This window comes from Clostridium sp. (assembly GCF_050717535.1).
In the GTDB taxonomy this organism is placed as follows: Bacteria; Bacillota; Clostridia; order Clostridiales; family Clostridiaceae; genus Clostridium_AD.
Genome location: NZ_JBOITM010000059.1, coordinates 1 through 8414, shown reverse-complemented (window position 1 = coordinate 8414; position 8414 = coordinate 1). Strand labels below are relative to the sequence as shown.

The 8414-nt window shown below is 32.0% G+C and carries 9 protein-coding genes, 7 tRNA genes and 2 rRNA genes; all 18 read right to left on the bottom strand.

Features of this window, described 5'->3' with window-relative positions:
• Positions 1 to 227: 227 nt before the first annotated feature.
• Entirely contained in the window at positions 228 to 1472 is a 1245-nt protein-coding gene (locus ACREVU_RS08960) for a DUF1015 domain-containing protein (RefSeq protein WP_431551253.1), read from the bottom strand.
• Positions 1473 to 1498: 26 nt separating this feature from the next.
• On the bottom strand, positions 1499 to 2410 hold the full coding sequence (locus ACREVU_RS08955; RefSeq protein ID WP_431551252.1) for a D-2-hydroxyacid dehydrogenase: 912 nt from the start codon (positions 2408 to 2410) through the stop codon (positions 1499 to 1501).
• 140 nt (positions 2411 to 2550) lie between these two features.
• A complete protein-coding gene (locus ACREVU_RS08950) occupies positions 2551 to 3624 on the bottom strand; it encodes a pyridoxal-phosphate-dependent aminotransferase family protein (protein ID WP_431551251.1) in 1074 nt (357 codons plus the stop codon).
• A gap of 318 nt (positions 3625 to 3942) precedes the next feature.
• A complete protein-coding gene (locus ACREVU_RS08945) occupies positions 3943 to 4131 on the bottom strand; it encodes a hypothetical protein (protein ID WP_431551250.1) in 189 nt (62 codons plus the stop codon).
• A 55-nt stretch (positions 4132 to 4186) separates the two neighbouring features.
• On the bottom strand, positions 4187 to 4375 hold the full coding sequence (locus tag ACREVU_RS08940; RefSeq protein WP_431551249.1) for a hypothetical protein: 189 nt from the start codon (positions 4373 to 4375) through the stop codon (positions 4187 to 4189).
• Positions 4376 to 4516: 141 nt separating this feature from the next.
• Positions 4517 to 4678, bottom strand: coding sequence for a hypothetical protein (locus ACREVU_RS08935; protein ID WP_431551248.1), 162 nt, complete (start codon positions 4676 to 4678; stop codon positions 4517 to 4519).
• Positions 4679 to 4733: 55 nt separating this feature from the next.
• On the bottom strand, positions 4734 to 5447 hold the full coding sequence (locus ACREVU_RS08930) for a hydrolase (protein WP_431551247.1): 714 nt from the start codon (positions 5445 to 5447) through the stop codon (positions 4734 to 4736).
• Between the two features lie 345 nt (positions 5448 to 5792).
• Positions 5793 to 6350, bottom strand: coding sequence for an NUDIX domain-containing protein (locus tag ACREVU_RS08925; protein WP_431551246.1), 558 nt, complete (start codon positions 6348 to 6350; stop codon positions 5793 to 5795).
• Positions 6351 to 6409: 59 nt separating this feature from the next.
• Positions 6410 to 7102, bottom strand: a complete 693-nt coding sequence (sfsA, locus tag ACREVU_RS08920; RefSeq protein ID WP_431551245.1) for a DNA/RNA nuclease SfsA — start codon at positions 7100 to 7102, stop codon at positions 6410 to 6412.
• Between the two features lie 151 nt (positions 7103 to 7253).
• Positions 7254 to 7328 (bottom strand) — tRNA-Glu (locus tag ACREVU_RS08915).
• Between the two features lie 10 nt (positions 7329 to 7338).
• Positions 7339 to 7414 (bottom strand) — tRNA-Lys (locus ACREVU_RS08910).
• A 4-nt stretch (positions 7415 to 7418) separates the two neighbouring features.
• Positions 7419 to 7493: transfer RNA gene (locus ACREVU_RS08905), tRNA-Gln, on the bottom strand.
• Positions 7494 to 7498: 5 nt separating this feature from the next.
• Positions 7499 to 7575, bottom strand: a tRNA-Arg gene (locus ACREVU_RS08900).
• 14 nt (positions 7576 to 7589) lie between these two features.
• Positions 7590 to 7663: transfer RNA gene (locus ACREVU_RS08895), tRNA-Gly, on the bottom strand.
• Positions 7664 to 7673: 10 nt separating this feature from the next.
• A tRNA-Leu gene (locus ACREVU_RS08890) sits at positions 7674 to 7757 on the bottom strand.
• A 7-nt stretch (positions 7758 to 7764) separates the two neighbouring features.
• Positions 7765 to 7839 (bottom strand) — tRNA-Glu (locus ACREVU_RS08885).
• A gap of 35 nt (positions 7840 to 7874) precedes the next feature.
• Positions 7875 to 7991 (bottom strand): 5S ribosomal RNA (gene rrf, locus ACREVU_RS08880).
• Between the two features lie 188 nt (positions 7992 to 8179).
• Positions 8180 to 8414: ribosomal RNA gene (locus tag ACREVU_RS08875) — 23S ribosomal RNA — on the bottom strand; the annotation flags it as partial.

Genomic DNA, 8414 nt, shown 5'->3' with positions numbered 1-8414 from the left:
CTGACGCCCTAAATAAATTTTTTATTGCTATTTTTCTGTTATTTTACAATATATTCAAGTTAAACAAGTTAAAATTGGAATAGCCCAATATCCTAACGGATAAAACACAAGTTTTTGTGGTCTAATCGTATTATACTTTTATTATACCCTATATCTTTAAAAAGGCCACGCATACGCGTGGCCTTTTATACCTATTTGAACATTTTCATTTCTACTGTAACATTAAATTATAGTTCGTGAACAAATATTCCACTTTGTAATTTTGGTTCAAACCAAGTTGATTTAGGAGGCATCGTCTTTCCTGCATTTGCTATATCCATTAAATCATCCATAGTTGTAGCACACATAGAGAAAGCAACTTTCATACCGCCCTTAACTCTTCTTTCAAGTTCTACAAGTCCTCTTATTCCACCTACGAAATCAATTCTTGAATTTGTTCTTGGATCATCAATTCCTAAAATTGGTTCTAATAAGTTCTTTTGAAGTATTGAAACATCTAATCTACCTACTGGATCTTTCATATCAAAGGTTCCTTCTTTAGCCGCTAGTTTATACCATTTACTATCTAAAAACATTCCGTATGTTCTTTGGTTTTCTGGTTTAAATTGGCCTTCACCTTCATATGTCGTAATATCAAATTTTTCAGAAACTTTATTCATAAATTCTTCTGAGGAGTTTCCGTTTAAATCTGCAACAACTCTATTATAATCCATTACATATAAATCATTGTCTGGGAATATAACCGATAAAAAGAAGTTGAATTCCTCATCACCTGTGTATGATGGATTTTCTTCTCTTCTCTTAAGTCCAACTTTAACAGCAGATGCGGACCTGTGATGGCCATCAGCTATATATAAATAATCTGTTTCAGCAAATAGATCTGATAGCTTATTAATAACTTCTTCCTCATCTATAACCCAAATAATTTGGGATACACCATCTTCTGATTTAAAATCATATACTGGTGTTTTTGTTTCTGTCCAGTTTTTCACTAAGTCATCTATTTCATCTTTATGTCTATATGTTAAGAATATTGGTCCAGTATTAGCATTTGTGTAATCCACATGATTGAATCTATCAAGCTCTTTATCTGCTCTTGTTAACTCATGCTTTTTAATTATATCATTTATGTAATCATCAATAGAGGCACAAGCAACTATACCAGTCTGTGGTCTTCCGTCCATTATTTGTCTATAAATATACAAACAAGGTTTTTCTTCTTGCATATACACTTTATAATTAATCATCTTTTTAAGATTCTCACTAGCTTTAAGATATACTTGCTCACTGTGAATGTCTATTCCAGGTTCTAAATCTACCTCTGGCTTATCAACATGTAGAAATGAATAAGGTTTTCCCTTTACCATTTCCCTAGCTTCTTCACTATTCATAACGTCATAAGGAAGAGCTGCTACTTTATCTACTAAATCTAATTGTGGTCTATATGCTTTAAAAGGTCTTACTACTGCCATGATTATTCCTCCCGCACTTAATTAATTTATTTGAAAAAATCGCAAATAATGCTTGTTATCTCAGCACCTATTCTTGTTTGAGCCTCTTTAGTTGCAGCCCCAATATGTGGTGTTACAGAAACCTTAGGATGGTTAACTAGCTTTTCATTTTTAGTTGGTTCTTCAACAAAAACATCTATTCCAGCTCCTGCGAGTTTCCCATTATCTAGTGCTTCTAGTAAAGCTACTTCATCTACTACTCCACCTCTAGCACAGTTAATTAGAAATGATCCATCCTTCATCATAGCTAATTGGTCCTTTCCTATAAGAGCTCCTTGCTCTTTAAAGAATGGTATATGTAATGATAAATAATCTGCTCTTTTTAACACATCATTCAATTCACAGAATTCATAGTCATCACAATCTTTAGCTTTCCCTATTATATCTGTATATATAACTGTCATACCAAGTGCAGATGCTTTTTTTGCTAGTTCTCTTGATATTCTACCGAAACCAACAAGACCTAAAGTTTTTCCGTTAATTTCTACACCCTCATACTTTTTCTTATCCCATTTGCCTTGTCTCATAGATACATTAGAAATATTAATAAATCTTGATATCGCAAACATGTGAGCAAGTGCAAGTTCAGCTACAGATGCACTACTTGCATTCGGAGTGTTTGTAACTTTTATACCCTTTTCCATAGCATATGCTACATCTATATTATCTACGCCAACTCCGCCACGAATTATAAGCTTTAGTCTTCCGGCTTCTGCTGCAATATCAATTATTGGTTTCCTAACCTTTGTTGCAGATCTAACCACAATTACATCAAAATCCTTTAATGCATCACCTAAAACCTCAGATTCATAAAAATGTTCAACAACTTCAAATCCTTTACCTTTCAAATCTTCAATAGCATTTTTCTCCATACCATCAGTAACTAATACTCTAATCATTATATGCCTCCTCTTTTTATTCAGAAAACGTTATACTTTAGTGGCTTATTCCACTAAAGTATATTATTTTCAATAATTACTTAAAGTTAAATTAAGAATGAAAAATCATAAGATTTTTCATTCTTAATTTTAATTTTTAATTATTTTAGTCCTAAAATTTCACTAATAACCACTAATAAATCCTCTACTTCTTTTGGAGTAGTTTCAGCCATATGAGCTATTCTAAAAGTCTTATCTTTCAATTTTCCATAACCATTAGAAATCATAAAACCCTTTTCTCCTAATTTTTTATTTAAATCAGATACATTAATTTCTCTTGTGTTTTTAATGTTAGTTAATGTATTTGACAAAAAGTCTGCATTCGGAAATACTTCAAAGTATTTTGTAGCCCAAGCGCGAACAATCTTTGCACCAGCAAGATGCCTTGCAAATCTATTGTCTAAACCTTCTGCTAATATTTTATCTAATTGATAATCTAATGCAAACATATGTGCAAGTGAAGGGGTAGATGGATATTGGTAATCTTTCTTTTGTATACAATTATACAACCCTAGTAAATCGAAATATACTCCTCTGTTCGTAACTTGTTTAGCTCTTTCTACTGCCTTTTTTGAAAATGAACAAATAGCCATTCCCGCAGGTAACCCTAAACATTTTTGAGTTGAAGTTATACAAATATCTATAGCCCATTCGTCTACTTTTACTTCTGTTCCAGCAGCATTACTTACTGTATCAACACATACTACAACTTCAGGATATTTTTTATATACATCTGAAAGACTCTTCATGTCATTCATAAGTCCTGTTGAAGTCTCATTCATTGTGATAGTTATTAAATCATATTTTCCAGTTGCTAATGTTTCTTCAATCATTTTTGGAGTTGTTGGTTGTCCCCATTCAGATTCTATTTTATCTGCAGGTACTCCATTAGCTGTACACATTTCAAACCATCTGTTTCCAAATGCTCCTACTGAAAATACTGCTGCTCTTTTTGCTGTACACGAACGAACAGCACCCTCCATTAGTCCACTTCCTGAACTAGTTGAAAGTAATATTTCTTCTTTTGTATTAAATACTTTTCTCATTTTATCACTTATGTTTCTTTGTAATGTAGATGCTTCCTTACCTCTATGTGATATCTGAGGAGTAGCCATTTTCTGAAGTACATCGTCTGCTACCTCTACTGGTCCTGGTATAAATAATCTTTTATGCATAATTAACCCTCCAAGTTTTAGATTTTGCCAACTATTTATTCATTTTTTGATTGTCTTGAAGTATATATAACCACTTTCATTTTAACACGTAAATATGAATATCTCAATATAATAGAAATAAATATTATATTAATCTAAGATATTTTTATACATTTGTCATATAAAAAGCTATACAATTTCTACATATATTCTAAAATTCATCTATAAATTTGTACTTTAGCAAATTAAATAGGCAATTATTGTATATTATATGTGAAATATTATATACAATATGAATGAGATAACTGCCTTTAAAATATTACTGAGCTATTGTTTTAATTAACTCTGATCTAATCCAGCTAAAACACTGTCATATAAATTAACTTCACATTTATCATTTTTTAAATGCTTACAGTTGCTACAACTTTTACTAAATGCTGTGCCCATTGATGATTGAAACCCACTTCCTTCTGAATCATATCCATTACAACTCTTTGCTACATGAGTCATCTGCTCTAAATTTGGCATAATTTTATTCCTCCTTCACCTTTATAGTTAAATAAATAGAAAGTCAATATTATTTTCAATTTAATCTTATTATTTCCCTTATTTCATCAAATAATCCCTGTGCACATTTTTCTTTTACGTAATGAACACAACTATTACAACTTTCAGACCCAAAAGATATACTATTTATTAATCCTAAATTATATCTAGGTCTATATCTATGACAATTTTGCGCTACTCTAATTTGTAAATCACTTATAACCATAATATCCTCCTAAATGCAATTTAATTGATTTTAGTATTCCTTTTATTTGTGTTTTCAATTCTATTATTTAAAATTAATTATAAAATAAAAAAAGTTACTAAAACAAAATTTGTTTTAGTAACTTTTATATGTTAGTTATAGTTATATGTTAATTATAGATTCTGTTTCTCTACAGTATTTTGTAGTTAAACATTGTCCTAAATTTCTTGGACACCTTTTACAAATACAGTCTGAATCTTTACCATCGCACTTTTTTGTCAAAAATTCTGGACATTTATCACAATTATCTCCGCCTACGGCCATTTTATCACCTACCAATTTAATTAAATTTCATATGTTAAAAGTTAATTAAAATATATTATTCTTCTTCACTTTCTACCTTATAATTTTTTCTGTACTTAATCATTATTTCATTTAATATGTCCGCTACTATTGGTGGTGTAAATGTAATACCATTAGCACCAGCTCTTATAGTCTCCCTTATACTATCATTATTAGGGCCACCAGTAGCTATAATAGGAAAATCTGGGTATCTTTCTCTTATTTTTCTAACTATATAAGCTGTATTTTTAGCACCTGAAACATTGAGTATAGTTGCTCCTGCATTTATTCTGGCTTCTATATCTTCGAATTCAGATATAATTGTAACCACTATTGGAATATCTATGGTTTCCCTTACTTGTCTTACAACTTCATTTGATATTGGACTATTAACTACTACACCCATGGCACCTTTAAATTCAGCATCTAGTGCTAAGTTTGTTACTCTTTTTCCTGTAGTAATTCCTCCTCCAACACCACAAAAAACTGGTACATCCGCCGCCAGTAATAATGCTTCAGTTATTATGGGCTGAGGTGTAAATGGATATACAGCAATAACTGCATCAGCATTTGTATTTCTTATAACTGCTACATCAGTAGTAAAAACAAAAGATTTTAATCTTTTACCAAATATTACAATTCCACTAGCATCTCTTATTGCCGATGGCAACTCTATCATATGGCTTCTCAAAGTTCCAGTTATTTGAGGTACTTTTTTGTTTGAATTTCTAGTTTCAAGGTTTTTTTCCATTTTTGTCCCGCTTCCCTTTTTAAAATTATTTATTATTAAAGCTAATATAATATTAAGCCTGATTTTATGAGGTCACTGACCTTTTATCACTATCCTAATTATACTTACAATTACAATTTAATTCTACCCCCTGATACTTATTTTTATTTAAATAAAAATAAACAATTCAAACGTTGTTGCATATTTACAATGGCTACCTTCCGTCTTTTAAGCAAAAGCATTAATAATATTTTAATATAAAGAAAGAAGACAAAAACAATCTGACAAATGTCTTGAAATTCTTTTAACTAAAATCCCATAAACAGGTTTAAATAGCTAATTTCTTTCACATTATTTTATGAAACATTACTCTTTATACATAGTATCTAAATAATTAGTTTCTATATCGCATCTGTAGGCCCTTTTACCGTCATATTCAATTTCCTTTAGTACTTTTCTTACAACTTTTTTCCCTATCTCATCTTCGCTCATTTCACAAAGTGCATCATCTATATTTTTCCACTCAACCCATTCAACTTCAGATGATTTATTAATCTCTCCCTCAATATACACAGCACTAAACGTTAGCATTATAATTTCTTTAGAAGCTAAATAATCACTTCCTAAATATTTTATTTCACCAACACTTATTCCGGTTTCCTCCTTAACTTCTCTTACTACTGTGTCTTCAACAGCTTCTCCGTTAGTTACATAACCTGATACTAATACCTTTGAATTCTTAAAAGTATAACTTTGTTTAAGCAGTAAAATTTCTTTACCCTTCATAACCGCAACTACTATACATGGTTTTGGTGTATCAAAATACATAATATCATCAACTGGACAATACGGTACTCCACCTTCATCCCAACTGTATTTTTCTATTAATTCTCTTCCGCAAATTGGGCAATATATAAATTTCAAATTTTCCACTCCCTAACCCATATTTTATTCTTTAAAATGTTATTTTAATTAATAAATAATTATAAAATAATTTCAACTGACTTATTTAAAGTTATAAAATTTTCATCAACTTCACATTCATATGCAAAAATATCAACACCACTTTTGTAAGCTAATCTTAATGCTTCACCAAATTCTCTATCCATATCATCATAAGGCGAAAAACTTTTTATGTTATTCATTTGGATAAGAAATAACACTCCAGCTCCAAAACCATTTTTTTTAGCCTCTATAAGCTCTAATAAGTGTTTTCTTCCCCTATCTGTAGGTGCATCTGGAAACATACTTTTACCATCTACTTCAAATGTTACTCCCTTGACTTCAAGATAATACTCTTCACCAATATCATTAGATAGTTTAAAATCAAATCTACTATTTCCAAAAGTTTTTTCCCTCTGTATTGTATTATATTTATCTAATCGACCTACTTTTTTATTTTTTAGTGCTTCATCAACAACCTTATTGGGAATTTGTGAATCTATATTAATGATTTTATTATCTTTATAACCTGCAATTATATCATAGAGCGTTTTTCTAGTTGGATTAAGTTCTTCTCTTAACAAAACCTTAGATCCAGGAATTAATATTTCCCTGCATCTTCCTGTATTGGGAACGTGTACCATTAATTTTTCTCCGTTTAATTTTACGTAAGCCTGAAATCTGTTTGGCCTTGTTATAAATTCTGCAATAAAAACTCTTTTTTCTATAAACATAATTTCATCTCCGTTTTTATAAATATACACTAATTTATAAAAGTTATCAACATTATCCACAGCTATAATAATAATTTATGTGGAAATATTCTTCAATATTTAATATAATAAAAAATATCAAAAAAAGTACTTGCAAATGCAAGTACTTTTTTGGTGACTCCTAGGGGAATTGAACCCCTGTTACCACCGTGAAAGGGTGGTGTCTTAACCGCTTGACCAAGGAGCCTTATAAATTTTGGTGGCTTACCGGGGAATCGAACCCCGGACACCATGATTAAAAGTCATGTGCTCTACCAACTGAGCTAGTAAACCATATTGGCTGGGATAGCAGGATTTGAACCTACGGATGCCACAGTCAAAGTGTGGTGCCTTACCGCTTGGCGATATCCCAATAAATGGTGTGTCTTAAGGGATTCGAACCCCCGGCCCACGCCTTAGAAGGGCGTTGCTCTATCCAACTGAGCTAAAAACACATATTAAACAAAAATGGAGCGGGTAGAGGGAATCGAACCCTCGTAATTAGCTTGGAAGGCTAACACTCTACCATTGAGTTATACCCGCTTAATAAATATGGTGCAGGTGAAGGGACTTGAACCCATACACCGTAAGGCGCTAGATCCTAAGTCTAGTGCGTCTGCCATTCCGCCACACCTGCATACATATGGTGACTCCTAGGGGAATTGAACCCCTGTTACCACCGTGAAAGGGTGGTGTCTTAACCGCTTGACCAAGGAGCCATATGAAATACTAAAATATTTCTATTTTAGTATTAACCTGGCGATGACCTACTCTCCCACAAAGTTACCCCTGCAGTACCATCAGCGCATTGAAGCTTAACCGTCCTGTTCGATATGGGAAGGGGTGTTACCTTCATGCCATAATCACCAGATTTGTTTTTAGAAACAATAATTGAGAATCTACCGTCGTTGACTACGGATACTAGATATAAAATATCTTCTCATTATTATCTCCATAAAGAGAAATTTATTTTCTTTACAGAAAAATATTCTCTGAAAATTGCACAGTGAACTTATCTTCTCGCTTACGCTCAAAGCTTTCGCATTATCTTTAAATAACTTGGTCAAGCCCTCGACTTATTAGTATTAGTCAGCTGAACATGTTACCATGCTTACACCTCTAACCTATCAACCTGGTGTTCTTCCAGGAGTCTTACTTACTTGTGTTAAAAACACGCATAATGGGAAATCTCATCTTAGGGTGGGCTTCACGCTTAGATGCTTTCAGCGTTTATCCCTTCCAAACATAGCTACCCAGCGATGCCACTGGCGTGACAACTGGTGCACCAGAGGTT

Excerpts from the sequence above, each read along its gene's own strand:
- ACREVU_RS08930 (WP_431551247.1), bottom strand. The coding sequence starts at position 5,447 with ATGGAAAAAAACCTTGAAACTAGAAATTCAAACAAAAAAGTACCTCAA.
- ACREVU_RS08960 (WP_431551253.1), bottom strand. The coding sequence starts at position 1,472 with ATGGCAGTAGTAAGACCTTTTAAAGCATATAGACCACAATTAGATTTA.
- ACREVU_RS08955 (WP_431551252.1), bottom strand. The coding sequence starts at position 2,410 with ATGATTAGAGTATTAGTTACTGATGGTATGGAGAAAAATGCTATTGAA.
- ACREVU_RS08945 (WP_431551250.1), bottom strand. The coding sequence starts at position 4,131 with ATGCCAAATTTAGAGCAGATGACTCATGTAGCAAAGAGTTGTAATGGA.
- sfsA (WP_431551245.1), bottom strand. The coding sequence starts at position 7,102 with ATGTTTATAGAAAAAAGAGTTTTTATTGCAGAATTTATAACAAGGCCA.
- ACREVU_RS08940 (WP_431551249.1), bottom strand. The coding sequence starts at position 4,375 with ATGGTTATAAGTGATTTACAAATTAGAGTAGCGCAAAATTGTCATAGA.
- ACREVU_RS08935 (WP_431551248.1), bottom strand. The coding sequence starts at position 4,678 with ATGGCCGTAGGCGGAGATAATTGTGATAAATGTCCAGAATTTTTGACA.
- ACREVU_RS08950 (WP_431551251.1), bottom strand. The coding sequence starts at position 3,624 with ATGCATAAAAGATTATTTATACCAGGACCAGTAGAGGTAGCAGACGAT.